Source organism: Roseateles sp. GW821-FHT09H10, assembly GCF_059415865.1.
Genome location: NZ_JBWKOB010000006.1, coordinates 336,040 through 352,469, shown reverse-complemented (window position 1 = coordinate 352,469; position 16,430 = coordinate 336,040). Strand labels below are relative to the sequence as shown.

Below are 16,430 nucleotides of genomic sequence, written 5' to 3'. Positions count from 1 at the left end.
CGCCTTCAGGGCGCGTGCACGCGGTACTGGTTGCGGCCCGCGCCCTTGGCCAGGTAGAGGCCCTGGTCGGCCCGGCCCAGCAATTCCTCGCCGTCGAGTTCGTCGCCCGCGTGCACGGCGATGCCGATGCTGGTCGCAATCGCCAGCGAGCCCGCCGACAGCTCGAAGGGCCGGTTGATGGACTCGATGATCTTGCCCGCCACGGCCTCGGCCTCGGCCGCTGAATGCAGGCCCTCCAGCACGACGACGAACTCGTCGCCCGCCAGCCGCCCGACGAAGTCGGTGCCGCGCACCAGTTCCAGCAGCCTGCGCGCGAACTCGCGCAGCACCTCGTCGCCGACGCCGTGCCCATGGCTGTCGTTGATGAGCTTGAACTTGTCGATGTCCAGGTAGAGCAGGGCCGTGATGCTCTGGGCCCGCTGGGCGCGCTTGATGACGGTGGCCAGCTGCTCGTTGAAGCTGTAGCGGTTGGGCAGGCCCGTGAGGGTGTCGGTGCGGGCCAGTTCGGCCAGCCGGCGCTCGAGGCGGCGGTGCTCGGTCACGTCGGTGCTGAGGGCGTAGAGGCCGCGCACCGAGCCGTCTGGAGCCACGTCGGGCAGGTAGAGGTTGTGCAGGGAGCGGGCCACGCCGAGCGACCGGGATTCCAGCTGGAACTCCACCCGCTCGCCGGCCAGGGCGCGGGCCAGGGCCTCGCGGCGCTGTTCGTACAGCGGCGCCGGCACGGCCTCGGCCACGGTCTTGCCGATGGTGGCGCGGTGGTCCAGCCCCGTCCATTCGCTGAAGGTCTGGTTCAGGAACAGCAGGCGCTGGTCCTTGTCGATGTACGAGATCATGACGGGCAGGTTGTCGGCGATGTCGCGCAGCCGCTTCTCGCTGTCGGCCAGCCGCGCCTCGGCCTGGCGGCGTTCGGTGATGTCGAAAGAGACGGAGTAGAAGCCCTGCACCTCGCCGTGGGCGTCGAAGTCGGGCACATAGCGCTGCGCGAAGTAGCGGGTCTGCCCGTCCCGGGTCACGAAGGACTCGAATTCCTGAGGCTCCCCCTTCAGCACGGCGTCGATATGCGGCTGGGCGATCTCCCACACCGCATCGCCGCGGATCTCGCGGAAGGTGAGGCCCGTCAGCTCCGACACCGGCCGGCCCAGCACGCGCTCGACGGCGAGATTGCCGAAGTCGGCGCGCATGTCGCGGTTGAAATGGGAGACGACGACGGGGATGTTGTCGGTGATCTTGCGCATGCGCTGCTCGGCCTCGCGCAACTCGTCGGTGCGGCGCTGCAGGGCAATCGTCATCGCATCGAAGCGGCGCTTCAGCGCGCCGAGTTCGTCCTGGGCCGTGCTGGCGAACAGCGGCACCTGCTCACCGCGCTCCAGGGCCTCGGTGGCCTGGGTGAGCCGAGCCAGCGGGCGCAGCACGCGGCGCACGCCGACGATGGCCAGCACCAGCAGCAGCACACCGAAGGCTGCGACCGCGCCCATGGCGACGGCCTCGTGCCGGTCCTCGGCCAGACGGCGCGCATCGCCGGCATTGCGTGACCAGCGGAAGGCCGCGTCCGCCATGGCCTGGGTGTCGCCGAGCAGCAGGTCGAAGGCCTGGTCGTGGCGGCGGCGCTCGAACTCGCTGGCCGGCGCGGCGGCCGTCTTCAACGCGCGCTCAAAGAGGGCGGGCAGGCGCTCGACAGCATCCTTCAACAGCTCGACCTCGGCCTCGGACACGCCGTGGGGCTCGGCGCCGGCCAGATCGCGCACGATGTTGACATGCCAGCTCTTCCATTCCGAGATCGACAGCTCATCGCGCTCGCGCTGGAAGACATAGGTGGCGCCGACCAGGCCCGCCACATCCCGCGCCACCTGCTGGGCGCGCTGCTGATGCGCTTCGGCGAGTGCCTCCTCGCGGGTGGCCTGCCACATCGCCGCGATGGCCGCCAGGCCCACCAGCAGCGTGGCGGCGCCGGCGACGATGAAGAGGGTGCGGATCTTCATGGGCTCAGCGCGGCAGGCTGACGGCGTTGGGCAGCACGGCGCGCAGCGGCGCGGCCTCGATGAGGCTGCGGTAGTCGGCCGGCTTGCGGCCGCTGGCATGGCCTTCGCGCAGCGCCCAGTTCGCCTGCGACTGCAGGGCCCGCGGCAGGGACTCCTCCAGCGCCAGCACGGCATGTGTACGCTGCATGGACCACAGCGCGAAAGCCGGCTCGACGCCCAGGCGGCTGACGAAGATGGCCTCGGCCCGGCGCGGCTGGGCGCGGATGAATTCATTGGCCTTGTGCATGGCCCGCAGGAAGCGCTCGACGTCGGCGCGCCGCACCTTCAGGAAACGGCTTTGCGCCACGAGGTTGAAGGTCTGCTTGTAGTCGCCGGTCTCGCTGAGTACCACGGCGTCCACGCGCGGGCTGTGGGCGACCGCATAGGCGAAGGGCTGGAAGACGGCCACGGCGTCGACCTGGGCCGAGGCTAGCGCGTCCAGCGCGGCCTCGGGCTGGAGGGCGACCTGCAGCACGGTCTTGGGGTCGATGTCCTTGTCGAGCAGGAAGTTGTCCAGGAAATACTGGGCCGAGGTGCCCTTCACGACGCCGACGCGTTTGCCGACGAGGTCACGAGCCGACTTGATGCCGGCGGCGCGGCGGGCCACCAGTTCGACGTCGCTGGAGGTGCTGGAGAAGGTCGCGACGACGGCGAAGTCGCTGCGCTCCAGGGACTCGAAGGCGATGGCCGTCTCTGCTGCCGTGCCGAGGTCGGCCTGGCCCTCGGCCATCAGCTTCAGGCAGCGGCGGCCGCTGGGCGCCTCGATGGCCTTGACCGCCAGGCCCTCGGCCTCGAACAGGCCCTCGGCCAGGGCGACGAAGACGGGCAGGGAATGCGGCGAGCGCGACACCGCGATCGTCAGCGGCGCGGCGCTGGCCGTGCCGGCCAGCCAAGCGGCCATCAGCAGCAGGCCGGGCCAATTCAACGGCAGTGACAGCATGCAGATGTCCTTCCTGGAGAAACCCGCCGGTGCGGCTTCAGCGCGTGAGGGTGACGGCGCTCGGCTGCAGCGATTGCAGCGGGCGGGCGTCGATCAGCTGCTGCAGCGAGGGAGGCGCTTCGGTCGACTTGCCGTCCTGGCCGAGCTGCCAGCGGATCTGGCTCAGCATGGTGGCCGGCAGCGAGGTGTGCAGGGCGAGGCGGTAGTCCTGCTCGGCCATCAGGCGCTGCGCCACCGACGCGCTGACCTTGAGGCTGGCGGCGAGCAGGGTCTGGGCCTCGACGGGCGATTCCGCGATGAAGCGCTGGGCGCGCTGCAGGGCGCGCAGCACCTTCTCGAAGCGCGGCCGGTCCCGCTCGACAGCGCGGGCCTGGGCGACGATGCAGAAATGCTGGGTGTAGACGTGAGCCGAGGGCAGGCGCACCGCATCCTCGGCCAGCTTGTCCTCGATGCGGGAGGCCTCGGGCTCCCACACCACGGCGGCGGCGGCCTTGCCTTGGTGCACCAGGTCGCCCAGGGCGCCGGGCTCGGCGAAGCTGAGCTTGACGCGTTCGGGGTCGATGCCCTGGTAGGTGAGCCAGCGGTCCACGAAGTATTCGGCCGAGGTGCCGGCCACCGTCGCGATGCGCTTGCCGGCCATGTCCGCGCTCTGCCGCACGCCGGCCTTGCGGCTGGCGATGAGCTTGATCTGGGCCGTGGATTCGCCGATGGACGCGAGGATGGCGACGGCGGGCGTCTGGCTGGCCGTCATCGCGACGGCGAACTCGGCGCTCGCGGCGATGTCGGCCGAGCCCGAGCGCAGTGCCGCCAGGCAGGCCTTGCCGCTGTTGCAGGGGATGCGCACGACGTCCAGGCCCTCGTCCTGGAACATCCGCCGCTCGACGGCCACCAGCAGCGGCAGCGACACCGGGCCGGTGGGCATGGCGATGCTGATGGTGGCGGCGCTTGCCGATGAGGCGGCCATCGCCAGCAGCGCCGCCATCAGACCCAGGCGTGCGAGCCGCAGCATGCTCATGCCCCCTGGCCGGGCAGGCCGCGGCGCAGCTGCACGGCCTCGGCCACATGGGGGCCGGCGATGAGGCTGGCGCCGGCCAGGTCGGCCACCGTGCGGGCCACGCGCAGCACGCGGTGGAAGCTGCGGGCCGACCAGCCCAGGCGCTCGGCCGAGCGTTCCAGCAGGGCCTTGGCGGCGGGCTCCAGCGTGGCGTGCTCGTTGAGCTCCTGGGCCTGCAGCAGCGCGTTGGAGGTGCCCTGGCGGTCGACGGCCCGCTGGCGTGCCGCGGCGACGCGTTCGGCGACGGTGGCGCTGGCCTCCCCCGGCGCCAGGTCCTGCAGATCGCGCGGCGGCACGGCGGGCACCTCGATGAGCAGGTCGAGGCGGTCGAGGAAGGGGCCGCTGAGCCGGCCCTGGTAGCGCGACACCTGGTCGGGCGTGCAGCGGCAGGCTTTCAGCGGGCTGCCCAGGTGGCCGCAGGGGCAGGGGTTCATCGCGGCGACGAGCTGGAAGCGCGCCGGGAACTCGGCCTGGCGCGCGGCGCGCGAGATCAGGATGCGGCCGGTCTCCAGCGGCTCGCGCAGGGCTTCCAGGGCGGCGCGGGGAAATTCAGGGAGTTCATCGAGGAAGAGCACGCCGTGCTGGGCCAGCGAGATCTCGCCCGGCCGCGGCGGCGAGCCCCCGCCCACCAGGGCCACGCTGGAGGCGGAGTGGTGCGGCGAGCGCAGCGGGCGCTGCCCCCAGCGGCCGATGTCGAACTGACCCGCGAGGCTGAGCACGGCGGCGGACTCGAGGGCGGCCTCGTCGTCCAGCGCCGGCAGCAGGCTGGCGAGGCGCTGGGCCAGCATGGACTTGCCGGTGCCGGGCGGCCCCACCAGCAGCAGGCTGTGGCCGCCCGCCGCGGCAATCTCCAGCGCCCGCTTGGGCGCGGCCTGGCCCTTGATGTCGGCCAGGTCGGGCAGGCCGCGCGCGGCCTCGCGGGGCAGGGCGGTGGCGCGCGGCAGGGCGGTGGCGCGCGGCAGGGCCTCGCCGTCGGGCTGCAGGGCCGCCACGACGTCGAGCAGATGGCCGGCCTGGTGCACCACCAGCCCGTCGACGAGGGCGGCTTCGGCGGCGCTGGCCTCGGGCAGCAGCAGCTCGCGCTCGGCACCGTCCTGGCGCAGCGCGAGGGCCATGGCCAGGGCACCGCGCACCGCGCGCAGCTCGCCGGCCAGCGACAGCTCGCCCGCGCATTCGAAGCGCGCGAGTTTGGTCGCGTCGATCTGGCCGTTGGCGGCGAGCAGGCCCAGGGCCATGGGCAGATCGAAGCGGCCGCCCTCCTTGGGCAGGTCGGCCGGGGCGAGATTGACGGTGATGCGCTTGTTGGCCGGGAAGGACAGGCCGCTGTTCTGCAGCGCCGCGCGCACCCGCTCGCGGGCCTCCTTGACCTCGGTGTCCGCCAGGCCGACCACGGTGAAGGAGGGCAGGCCGTTGGCGAGATGGACCTCCACGGTCACCGGCGCGGCGGCGAGGCCATCGAGGGCGCGGCTGTGGACGGTGGCGAGGGACATCAATAGGTCGGGAAGGTGGAGAGCTGGGTGGCGAGGACGAAGCGGGTCCATTGGCGCTGATGCTGCTGCGCGCCGACGCAACCCATTGCAGCGGGTTGCAGGCGACAGGTCGCAATCATCGGGTCCACCTGGGCATAGAGGGTGGCCGTGGCGAGCAAATGGCGCGAGCGGGCCGCCAAGGCGCGGAACACATGGCCGTAAGGCGGCTGTTCGCCCATGAACTGGGGTGGGCGGGCTTGCATCGACAGGCCTGTGCGGTTGAAGACGAGCAGGTTGTCGATGTCGTTCGGATTGCCGCGGATCTGCGGGCCGGGCACCGGCATGCCATTCATGGGGTTGATGACCGTCGTGGTCAGGTTGGTGTCGAACTGGCTGAACACGAAGCGCGGCAGGCGTGGCGCGAGAACGCGGTTCTCGAAATCAACGGAGCGCGCCTGCAAGTCCTGGATCGCCGGCGTGGCGGTGCCCCACACCAGCTGCCGCAGCTGCCCGTCGCCGGAGCTGGCAACGCAGGCGGAGCCGTCGGGTTTCAATTCCGCCCCCAGCGGAACGACGGCGGTCGCGCCGCTGGGCGTGTGCACCCAGACGCGGTACTGCTCATTGGCCAGCGTCGCGACGCTGTCGCCGGAAAGCCCGATGACGTAGAGCAGGCGCTGCATGTCATCGGCGCCGCGCGCCAGCTCGCTGAAGCGCCGCAGCCCCATGTCCGTGAACTCCAGCTCGCCGCAACGCAGCCGACGGTTCTGTGCCAGGGCGCGCGAAACCTGGGTGAAGTCCTGCAGCGAGTAGTAGGTGCTGGCCACGCGCACCACCCGGTCCGTCGGCTCGCTGGACTCCAGCAGCCGCCGCACGCCGTCGCCCGGCCAGCCCCAGCTCGCCGGCGCGGCGCCGGCCTTGAGCCCGCCGGCGACGATGCCGATGACCTCGCCCGCGGCGTTGACGATGGGGCCGCCGCTCATGCCCGGCTGCAGCGCGACGTTGAAGCGCAGCACCTCGCGATCGACGGCGATGGGGCTGCCGCTGTTGCGCAGTTCCTCCGCCGCGGCCGCGGGCAGGATGTCCGTCAGCCGCGTGGCGCCGGTGGAGAAACGCACCTCCTGGTCGCCCGCCGTCGGCATGCCCAAGGCATAGCCGAAGCCGGCAAAGACCTGGTCGCGGGAGGGCGGCCGGCCGGCCAGGCGCAGCGTCGGCACGTGAGGCGGCGCATCGATCTGCAGCAGGCTGAGGTCGCCCGCGGCCAGCACGCGCACCACGCGGGCCTCGCGGCGCTTGGGGGCGGGCGACTTGACGGCCTCGTAGCTGACCTGCACCGTGCGGCAGCCACCGACGACATGGTGGGCCGTGACGATGCGGCCCGGCGCTTCCAGTGCAAAGCCGCTGCCGCTGCGCGACACGCCGTCGGCGCAGTCGCTCGCGGTCACCTGCACCAGGGTCTGCAGCACCTGCTGGCGGGTCTCGAAGCTGGGCGCCTGGGCCCCCGCCGCGCCGGCGCCCAGCAGAGCGAGCGCGGCGAGCTGCTTCATGGGGTGCACAGATAGGCCGGCGCGGCGCGCAGCGCGGGGACGCGCTCCACCTCGGGCAGGGCGGCGATGGCGCGCGCCGCCTGCCGGGCGCGTTCGCTGCCGGAACCGAGGTGCAGCAGCACATCGCCCGGCGCCGCCTGCTCGGCCAGTTGCCGGCGCAGATTGGGGCAGAAGTCCGGCCGCTCGCTGTACAGCACGTTCTGCCCGCCCTTGGGCGGCTCGGCGGCCTTGCTGCCGTCGGGCGCCAGGCCGAAGCGCAGATAGCGCAGCATGGCCTTCTGCTCGGCGGGGTCGGTGATGCCGATCTCGGCCAGCTGGTCGCGCAGCGCATCCACATCGGGCTGCAGCCAGCGCGTGCGCATCTGCATGCCGAGCAGCACGGCGACGGCGGCGGCCAGGGCAAAGGCGGTCAGGCGGTGGGCGCCGGCACGGCTCAGGCCTAGACCACCGACAGGCAGCTTGTCTGACAGGCCGAACATGGCGGCCAGCAGGGCGACCAGGCCGGTGACGACGGCCGACACCACCGGCGCGGTCGACAGGCCCACCAGCAGCCCGAGCAGCAGCCCAAGGGCGGCACCGGCGGCCCAGTCGATGGCCGTCGGCGCCGGGCTGGCTGCGGGGGCGGGCGGGGAGGCGGAGGGCTCCGGCATCGGGGGGCTCCCAGAGGTGTCGAGGCAGTCTAGCCGCCGGTCTGGCGCCAGTCGGCCCGGTGCTTCTCCCAACAACGCACCAATTGCGTGCCGTGTCCTTCATCGGGAGGATCCAGTTTGGTGCAAACGCCTGGGATGAGGGCGCCGGCGGCCCAGATTCGTGCGGCGTGACAAGGTGTGACGCTTGGCACGGAAGCTGCAAATACCCCGCCGGACCGTATCCCACCCCTTCTACCCACTCAGGAGCTCCGCCATGAAGTTGTCCCCTTCGCTGATCGCACTCGCGCTGTCCGCGGTCGCCCTGCCCGCGTTCGCCGATGAGCCGGCGCCGGACCCGCTGTCCTTCAACGTCGGCGTCGTCAGCGAATACCGCTATCGCGGCATCTCCCAGACCCGCCTGAAGCCGGCCCTGCAGGGCGGCGTTGACTACGCCCTGCCGGGCGGTTTCTACGTCGGCGCCTGGGGCTCCACCATCAAGTGGATCAAGGACTTCGGGGGCGACTCCGAGGTCGAGATCGACGTCTATGGCGGCTGGAAGGGCGAAGTCGCCAAGGGCCTGACCCTGGACGTCGGCGGCCTGCAGTACTACTACCCGAGCAACAAGCTCAACCCCAGCGCCAACACCTTCGAGCTGTACGGCGCGCTGAGTTTCGGCCCGGTCACCGTGAAGTACTCGCACGCGCTGACCGACACCTTCGCCAATCTGGACAGCAAGAACAGTGGCTATCTTGACGTCACGGCGAGCTTCGAGGTCGCCGACGGCTGGACGCTGGCGCCGCATATCGGTTACCAGAAGATCAAGGGCCCGTTCAGCGGCCCGGCCACCTACACCGACTACTCGCTGACCCTGTCCAAGGCCTTCGGCGGCCTGACGCCCAGCGTTGCGGTGATCGGCACGGACGCCGACAAGGGCTTCTACACCGTGAAGGACAAGTTCCTGGGCAAGACCTCCGTGGTCGTCGGGCTCAAGTACGCCTTCTGATCCAACGCGCGAGGAGAGAACCCCATGAAACTGATCACTGCCGTCATCAAGCCCTTCAAGCTCGACGAGGTGCGTGAAGCCCTCAGCGCCATCGGCGTGCAGGGGCTGACGGTCACCGAAGTCAAGGGCTTCGGCCGCCAGAAGGGCCACACCGAGCTGTACCGCGGTGCTGAATACGTCGTCGACTTCCTGCCCAAGGTCAAGATCGAAGCCGCCGTGAATGACGACGTCGTCGAGCGCGTCATCGAGGCCATCGAGTCGTCCGCCCGCACCGGCAAGATCGGCGACGGCAAGATTTTCGTGTCGCCGCTGGATCAGGTCGTTCGCATCCGCACCGGTGAAACCGGCAATGACGCGCTCTGAGGCACGTCCATAACAACCGCTTGGAGAACACTCAAATGAAGAAATTCCTTGCCGGCCTCGCCCTGGCGGCGGCCGTGCTGGCGCCGGGCGCGACCTGGGCCCAGGATCCGGCCGCCTCGGCCGCGGCCACCGCCGCGCCGGTTGCGGCTTCCGCGGCCGATGCCGCTCCGGCGGCTGCCGCTTCGGCGCCGGCCGAAGCCGCTTCCGCCCCCGCAGCCCCCGCGGTCCAGCCCAACAAGGGCGACACCGCCTGGATGATGCTGTCGACGCTGCTCGTCATCATGATGACGGTGCCGGGCCTGGCCCTGTTCTACGGCGGCCTGGTGCGCAGCAAGAACATGCTGTCGGTGCTGATGCAGGTCATGGTCGGCTTCTCGCTGATCGTCGTGCTGTGGGTGCTGTACGGCTACAGCTTTGCGTTCACCGAGGGCAACAAGTTCATCGGCGGCACGGACCGACTCTTCATGAAGGGCCTGTGGGACAACGTCACCGGCGCGTTCGCCCTGGGTGCGACCTTCAGCAAGGGCACGCCGATGTACGAGATCGTGTTCGCGGCCTTCCAGGCGACCTTCGCCGGCATCACCGCCTGCCTGATCATCGGTGCCTTCGCCGAGCGCATGAAGTTCTCCGCCGTGCTGGCCTTCCTGGTGCTGTGGTTCACCTTCAGCTACATCCCGATGGCCCACATGGTCTGGTTCTGGATGGGCCCGGATGCCTACAGCGCCGCCGCTGTCGCCGATGAGATGAACAGCAAGGCCGGCATGCTCTGGCAGTGGGGCGCGCTGGACTTCGCCGGCGGCACGGTCGTGCACATCAACGCCGCCGTCGCCGGCCTGGTGGGTGCCTTCATGGTCGGCAAGCGCGTCGGCTATGGCAAGGAAGCCTTCACGCCGCACAGCCTGACGCTGACCATGGTCGGTGCCTCGCTGCTGTGGGTGGGCTGGTTCGGCTTCAACGCCGGCTCCGCCCTGGAAGCCAACGGCTTCGCCGCCCTGGCCTTCTTCAACACGCTGGCCGCCACCGCTGCCGCCGTGCTGGCCTGGTGCGTGGGTGAAGCGCTGCTCAAGGGCAAGGCCTCCATGCTGGGTGCTGCCTCGGGTGCCGTCGCCGGTCTCGTCGCCATCACGCCGGCCGCGGGCAACGTCGGCATCGGCGGTGGCCTGGTCATCGGCCTGGTCGCCGGCTTCGCCTGCCTGTGGGGCGTGTCGGGCCTGAAGAAGCTGCTGGGTGCGGACGACTCGCTGGACGTCTTCGGCGTCCACGGTGTCGGCGGCATCGTTGGCGCCATCCTGACGGGCGTGTTCGCTTCGCCCAACCTCGGCGGCCCGAGCGCCATGGGCGACTGGGTCACCGCGACCATGATCACGCCGGACGCTTACTCCATCGCCGGCCAGGTCTGGATCCAGACCAAGGCCGTGCTGGTGACGCTGGCCTGGTCGGGTGTCGTCTCCGTCGTCGCCTACAAGCTGGTGGACATGACCATCGGCCTGCGCGTCACCGAAGAGGAAGAGCGCGAGGGCCTGGACATCTCGTCGCACGGCGAGACGGCATATCACAAGTGATGTGAACGCCTGGGGCCGGCAAGCGCCGGCCCTAGTTCACGACTGGCCGCCCCCCGGGGCGGCTTTTTCTTTGGGCCTGCCGACCGGCCGTTATGCTGGCCGGCCATGGATGTGCTCACCCTGCTCGCGGCGGTCCTGGTCAATGCGCTGCTGATGATGCTGGCGCTGTTCGTCGGTGTCGGCATCCGCTCGCGCAGCGGCCTGCAGGCCTGGCAGTTCATGCTGCTGGGGCAGGCGCTGGGCTTCGGCCTGCTGATCGGCGCCACCTTTGGCGCGCCGCGGCTGATGGCCACGCTCGGTGTCATGGCCTTGAGTGGGTCGGCCTCGGCCATGGTGCTGACGGTCTGCCGCTTCCTCGGCCTGACGGTGCCCAGCCGCTGGCTGCTGGCCGTGCCGCTGGGCCTGGGCGTCGTGCATGCCGCCGTCTTCAGCGACCTCGGCGTGGCGACCGGCGTGACCAACCTGACCATCGGTGTCCAGATCATCTGGGGCGGCTGGCTGCTGCTGCGCGGCGTCGGCCAGGTGCGCTGGCGCTGGCTGTGCGGCGTGGCGGCCGTGGCCAATGGCGTGCTGACGCTGGCGCGCGGCTGCCTGGTGCTGGGCTGGCCCGAGATCTACCCGCGCTTCCTCGCGCCCAATCCGCTCAACTTCAGCTCGATGATGCTGCTGAACGCCAGCCTGGTGCTGGGCACCATGGGCTTTCTGCTCGCGCACCGCGATGCCGCCGAGCAGGCCCTGGTGAGGCTGGCGTCGCTGGACATGCTGACCGGCCTGCTGAACCGCCGCGAATGGATGAACCGCGCCGGCCAGGCCCTGGGCATCCAGGCCGCGTCGGACAACCCCGCCGTGCTGCTGATGCTGGACCTGGACCATTTCAAGCGCATCAACGACGAGCGCGGCCATCCGGTCGGCGACGAGGTGCTCAAGCTGACCGGCGAGGTGCTGCGCGGCGAGCTGCGCGCCACCGACCTGGTCGGCCGCTACGGCGGCGAGGAGTTCTGCCTGCTGCTGAACCACTGCGAGCCCGAGGCCTTCCGCCGCCTGGACGCGCGCCTGCACATGGCGCTGACGCGGCGCTGCGAGAGCAGCCTGGGCTTTGTCGTCGATTTCAGCGCCGGCGCCGTGCGGGTGGAGGCCGGCGAGGCCCTGGCCGCGGCCATCAAGCGGGCCGATGACCAGCTCTACCGCGCCAAGCATGCCGGCCGCGCCCAGACCAGCTGCGCCGAGGGCGTCTTGTGATCCCCGCTGGCGCCCCCAAGTGGGACGCCCTTCCCGAGTTTGAGATCATTCGGCCATGGTTCCCCATCTGATCACCGCCCTGAACGGCCCCATCAACGAGCTGGAGGCCCGCATCCTGGAATCCATGCCGGCCACGGAACGCTGGTTCAGGCTGGAATGGATGGAGCACACGCCGACCTTCTACGCGTCGGTGGACCTGCGCAATGCCGGCTTCAAGCTGGCGCCGGTGGACACCAACCTCTTCCCCGGCGGCTTCAACCACCTGACCGCCCAGATGCTGCCCCAGGCCGTGCAGGCGGCCATGGCGGCCATCGAGAAGATCTGCCCCGAGGCCCGCAACCTGCTCGTCATTCCCGAGACCGGCGCGCGCTGCAGCTTCTACCTGGACAACCTCGCCACGCTGGCGCGCATCTTCACGCAGGCCGGCCTGAACGTGCGCTTCGGCACGCTGGACACGGCGGTCACCGAGCCGACCGAGCTGAAGATCGGCAACGGCGGCAGCATCACCGTCGAGCCGCTGGTGCGCAAGCGCGGCCGCCTGATGCTCAAGGGCTTCGATCCCTGCACCATCCTGCTCAACAACGACCTGTCCGCCGGCACGCCGCCGCAGCTGATGGGCCTGCACGAGCAATACCTGCTGCCGCCCCTGCACGCCGGCTGGACGGTGCGGCGCAAGAGCCAGCATTTCCGCGCCTACGAGGAAGTGGCCAAGCGCTTCGGCAAGCTGCTGGGCATGGACCCCTGGCTGATCACGCCGATGTTCCAGGGCGTCGACATGCACGGCAAGAAGGGCCTGGAGGCCCTGCAGACCGCCGCCGACGCCCAGCTGACCAAGGTGCGCCGCAAGTACAAGGAATACGGCATCAACGAGAAGCCCTTCGTCATCATCAAGAGCGACGTCGGCAGCTATGGCCGCGGCGTCATGACGGTGCGCGACGCCAAGGACATCGAGGGCCTGGCCGCGGCCCTGCCCGAGAACCTCGGCCAGCAGGTGATCGTGCAGGAAGGCGTGCCCACGCATGAGCGCGTGCATGAGGCGGTGGCCGAGCCCGTGGTCTACACCATGGACCGCTATGTCGTCGGCGGCTACTACCGCGTGCACGCCCACCGCGGCATCGACGAGAACCTGAACGCCCCCGGCGCCAGCTATGTGCCGCTGGCCTTCGCCGAGTCGCCTCATCTGCCCCGCCCCGGCGAGAAGCCCGGCGCCAGCGCGCCCAACCGCTTCTACATGTACGGCGTCATCGGCCGCCTGGCCATGCTGGCGGCCAGCTACGAGCTCGAGGCCACCGACCCGCAGGCCGAGGCCGAAGCGGCCTGAGGGCCGCGCGCCGGGAGGCGCGCGCAAGCCCGCGGGCCGGCGCCGAATGTTGCGCATCTGTTGCGTGCATGTGTCGGTTTGTCTAGGGGAAAACGCGGTTTTTGCGGGCTGACTTACGTCATGTGTGGGGGGCGTTCCCTAGGGTGACGGGATGCAGCCACTGGGCTGTCCACTGGAGTTCCCTCATGCGTCGAAATCCCACGATGCGCCGGCATGGCATTGCCGTCGCAGCGCTGGCCGTCCTTTGCGGCCAATCCCTTGCCCAGACGACCGCCGAGCCGGTCAACAAGATCGAGCGGGTCGAAGTCACCGGTTCGCTGATCAAGCGCGTCGACCGCGCCACGCCCTCGCCCGTCCAGTCCATCACCCGCGAAGACATCCGCGGCTCGGGCTACGCCACCATCGATGAAATGCTGCGCGCCAACAGCGCGGTCGACGCCAGCTCCATCCAGGACGGCGCCGCCACCGGCTTCGTCGGCGGCCTGTCCACCATCTCGCTGCGCGGCTTCGGCTCCCAGGGCACGCTGGTGCTGATCAACGGCCGGCGCATCGCGCCCGTGGGCGCCGTCGACATCAACTTCGGCCGCGGCACGCTGCTGAACACCAACACCATCCCCAAGGGTGCCATCGACCGCATCGACATCCTGAAGGACGGCGCCTCGGCCATGTACGGCTCCGACGCCATGGCCGGCGTCGTCAACTATGTGCTGCGCAAGGACTTCCAGGGCATCGAAGGCAATGCCGGCTACAGCGCCAACGACAAGGGCGTGGGCGGCCAGAAGACCGGCGGCGTCACCTTCGGCTTCGGCAACCTCGACACGCAGCGCTTCAACGTCTTCGGCGGCATCGACGTCTCCAAGCGCGATTCGGTCATGCACTCGGAACTCAAGGACCGCGGCAACCAGGCCCTGTACGACCGCTACCTGAACGCCACCGCCACCGCCACCGCCAACGGCCTGACCCGCTTCACGCCCGACTCCGTGGCCTCGATGTACGGCAGCTACTACAAGGTGCCTGCCAGCACCGCCGGCAGCACCGTCATCGACGGCAAGACCGTCGCCAACAACAGCCCCTTCGGCGCCAACTACCTGGGCACCATGCCTGGCTGCCCGGCCGACCGCACCGTCGGCCAGGGCGTGCCCAACCGCCCGGACGGCCTGGCCACCAACGGTGCCAGCCTGATCACCGGCCAGTGCCGCTTCAACCTCGACAACGCCGACGAAGCCATCTCCGCCCAGGAGAAGGTCAGCGGCATGCTGCATGGCAGCTTCGCCCTCAGCAATGACCTGACGGCCTACGCCGACGTGATGCTGTCCAAGACCAAGACCACCGAGAAGGGCGTGCCGCGCACGCTGACGACCGGTGTCTTCAGCAGCGCGACCGCACCTTCGGCCGTCACCTGGCCCAAGCTGGATGGTACTTTCCTGCGCCAGAGCGCCATCATCCTGCCCGTGGGCCACCCGGACAACCCGACCAACGGCACGGCCAATGCGCAGCCGGTGCAGCTGATCCACCGCTTCGAGGACGTGCCTTCGGACGACATCTCGACGCTGAAGTCGGGTCGCTTCCTGCTGGGCGTCGAAGGCGTCGTGGCCGGCTGGGACGTCGACGCGGCCATCATGCACAGCAAGCAGGAGAACGAGCGCGTGCAGCAGAACCGCCTGCGCTCCTCGAAGCTGACCGCCTCCATCGCTTCCGGCACCTATCGCTTCGGCAAGATCAACACGCCCGAGGCCATCGCCAGCATCGGCTCGGACGCCATCAACACCGGCGACTCCAGCATCACCAGCGTCGACGCCCGCGCCAGCCGCGAGCTGTTCGCCCTGCCGGGTGGCCCCGCCGCCATCGCCCTGGGCGCCGAATACCGCCAGGAGAAGCTGACCTCCACGCCGGACGCCAACTACCTGGCCGGCGACTACATCGGCCTGGTGGCCAACGGTGCCAGCGGCAAGCGCAAGGCCAGCGCCGCCTTCACCGAGCTGAGCCTGCCGGTGCTGAAGGATGTCGAGGTGCAGGCCGCCCTGCGCTTTGAGCACTACAGCGACTTCGGCAACTCCACCACCGGCAAGCTGGGCTTCAAATACTCGGCCATCCCGTCGACGCTGGCCTTCCGCGGCACGGCCGCCACGGGCTTCCGCGCACCGTCCATCTCGCAGATCGGCGACTCCTACCTGGCGTCCTTCCACAGCTTCCAGGACTACGCCGTCGTCGACAACCTGCGCTGCAACAACGGCGTCAGCCGCTCCGACCCGCCGAACCTGCGTGACTGCAACGTGCTGGGCCGCACCCTGACCAACGCCGTCGGCAACCTGCCGACCGTCGTCAGCGCCAACCGCAACCTCAAGCCCGAGGAGTCCAAGTCCTTCACGCTGGGCCTGCTGCTCTCGCCCAGCAAGGAGATCGACCTGAGCCTGGACGCCTGGTACTTCCGCCGCAACCAGGAAATCCGCGTGCAGCGTGGCGTGGACATCATGGCGGCCTACAACGCCGACCCGGTGGCCAATGCCGCGGCCGTCATCCGCGACCCGAACCCGGCCACCTGGCTGCCCGGCGTCGCCAACAGCGGTCCCATCCTGGCCCTGGTGCGCCAGTACGGCAATTTCCAGTACACCAAGACGGCCGGCCTGGACTACGAGCTGAACGTGCGCCTGCCGGCCGGCGAGTGGGGCAAGTTCGGCGGCAAGTTCAGCGGCACCTACACCCAGCGCTTCGACCAGCTCGTGCTGGCCGGTGGCGTGGTGGACCGCCTGGCTGGCACCTCGACGGCCGACCTGCCCAAGTCCAAGGCGACGCTGGAAGTGAACTGGAAGGGCGACACCGCCTCCGGCTGGGCGCGCTACAACCACCAGGACGCGCTGTGGCGCCCGACGACCGACGCCTGCCTGACGTCGACGGCGGCCGCCAACGTGATGCTGCAGGAGCAGACTGGCTGCCACGTCGGCCGCGAAGGCACCTTCGACATCGGCGGCGCCTACCGTGGCATCAAGGACCTGGTGATCTCGGCCAGCATCCTGAACCTGACCAACAGCTATCGCCGCTCCATCAACATCCCGTCGGCCTTCACCTTCTGGGATACCGGCACGACCGCCCAGCTGGGCCGTCGCTTCAACGTGTCGGTGGACTACATCTTCAAGTGATGCCAGTCCGCTGCCGGCCCCGGCCGGCGGCAAGGCTGCAGCGGCGCCCCTCGGGGCGCCGTTTTTCATTGGGGAAGGGCCTCATGGCGCTTGTCGGGCCGGATGTCAATAGATTGCTGCACTGCACAAAACACCAAAACCGGGCGCAGAA

The 16,430-nt window shown here is 69.9% G+C and carries 12 protein-coding genes; 6 read left to right on the top strand and 6 right to left on the bottom strand.

Features of this window, described 5'->3' with window-relative positions; genetic code table 11:
- Nucleotides 1–5: 5 nt before the first annotated feature.
- Genes AC07OY_RS25435 through AC07OY_RS25410 form a run of 6 tightly spaced genes read right to left on the bottom strand, consistent with a single transcriptional unit; the run spans nt 6 to nt 7,675 of the window.
- Nucleotides 6–1,979, bottom strand: coding sequence for a diguanylate cyclase domain-containing protein (locus AC07OY_RS25435; RefSeq protein ID WP_495045382.1), 1,974 nt, complete (start codon nt 1,977–1,979; stop codon nt 6–8).
- Between the two features lie 4 nt (nt 1,980–1,983).
- On the bottom strand, nt 1,984–2,958 hold the full coding sequence (locus tag AC07OY_RS25430) for an ABC transporter substrate-binding protein (protein ID WP_495045381.1): 975 nt from the start codon (nt 2,956–2,958) through the stop codon (nt 1,984–1,986).
- Between the two features lie 37 nt (nt 2,959–2,995).
- A complete protein-coding gene (locus AC07OY_RS25425) occupies nt 2,996–3,967 on the bottom strand; it encodes an ABC transporter substrate-binding protein (RefSeq protein ID WP_495045380.1) in 972 nt (323 codons plus the stop codon).
- Between the two features lie 2 nt (nt 3,968–3,969).
- On the bottom strand, nt 3,970–5,502 hold the full coding sequence (locus AC07OY_RS25420; protein ID WP_495045379.1) for a YifB family Mg chelatase-like AAA ATPase: 1,533 nt from the start codon (nt 5,500–5,502) through the stop codon (nt 3,970–3,972).
- On the bottom strand, nt 5,502–7,025 hold the full coding sequence (locus AC07OY_RS25415) for a S1 family peptidase (RefSeq protein WP_495045378.1): 1,524 nt from the start codon (nt 7,023–7,025) through the stop codon (nt 5,502–5,504). Before AC07OY_RS25415 ends, AC07OY_RS25420 begins: the two co-directional genes overlap by 1 nt.
- Entirely contained in the window at nt 7,022–7,675 is a 654-nt protein-coding gene (locus tag AC07OY_RS25410) for a hypothetical protein (RefSeq protein WP_495045377.1), read from the bottom strand. The genes AC07OY_RS25415 and AC07OY_RS25410 overlap by 4 nt, the downstream gene beginning before the upstream one ends.
- A 253-nt stretch (nt 7,676–7,928) precedes the next feature.
- Between AC07OY_RS25410 and AC07OY_RS25405 the strand changes: the two genes are divergently transcribed.
- The 6 genes from AC07OY_RS25405 (at nt 7,929) to AC07OY_RS25380 (ending at nt 16,279) form a co-directional block, all read left to right on the top strand.
- A complete protein-coding gene (locus tag AC07OY_RS25405) occupies nt 7,929–8,657 on the top strand; it encodes a TorF family putative porin (RefSeq protein ID WP_495045376.1) in 729 nt (242 codons plus the stop codon).
- A gap of 24 nt (nt 8,658–8,681) precedes the next feature.
- On the top strand, nt 8,682–9,020 hold the full coding sequence (gene glnK / locus AC07OY_RS25400; RefSeq protein WP_056192325.1) for a P-II family nitrogen regulator: 339 nt from the start codon (nt 8,682–8,684) through the stop codon (nt 9,018–9,020).
- Between the two features lie 35 nt (nt 9,021–9,055).
- Nucleotides 9,056–10,582, top strand: coding sequence for an ammonium transporter (amt, locus tag AC07OY_RS25395; protein ID WP_495045375.1), 1,527 nt, complete (start codon nt 9,056–9,058; stop codon nt 10,580–10,582).
- A 105-nt stretch (nt 10,583–10,687) separates the two neighbouring features.
- Nucleotides 10,688–11,821, top strand: coding sequence for a GGDEF domain-containing protein (locus AC07OY_RS25390; RefSeq protein WP_495045374.1), 1,134 nt, complete (start codon nt 10,688–10,690; stop codon nt 11,819–11,821).
- A 55-nt stretch (nt 11,822–11,876) separates the two neighbouring features.
- Entirely contained in the window at nt 11,877–13,142 is a 1,266-nt protein-coding gene (gene gshA / locus AC07OY_RS25385) for a glutamate--cysteine ligase (RefSeq protein WP_495045373.1), read from the top strand.
- Nucleotides 13,143–13,327: 185 nt separating this feature from the next.
- Entirely contained in the window at nt 13,328–16,279 is a 2,952-nt protein-coding gene (locus AC07OY_RS25380; protein WP_495045372.1) for a TonB-dependent receptor plug domain-containing protein, read from the top strand.
- Nucleotides 16,280–16,430: the final 151 nt, after the last annotated feature.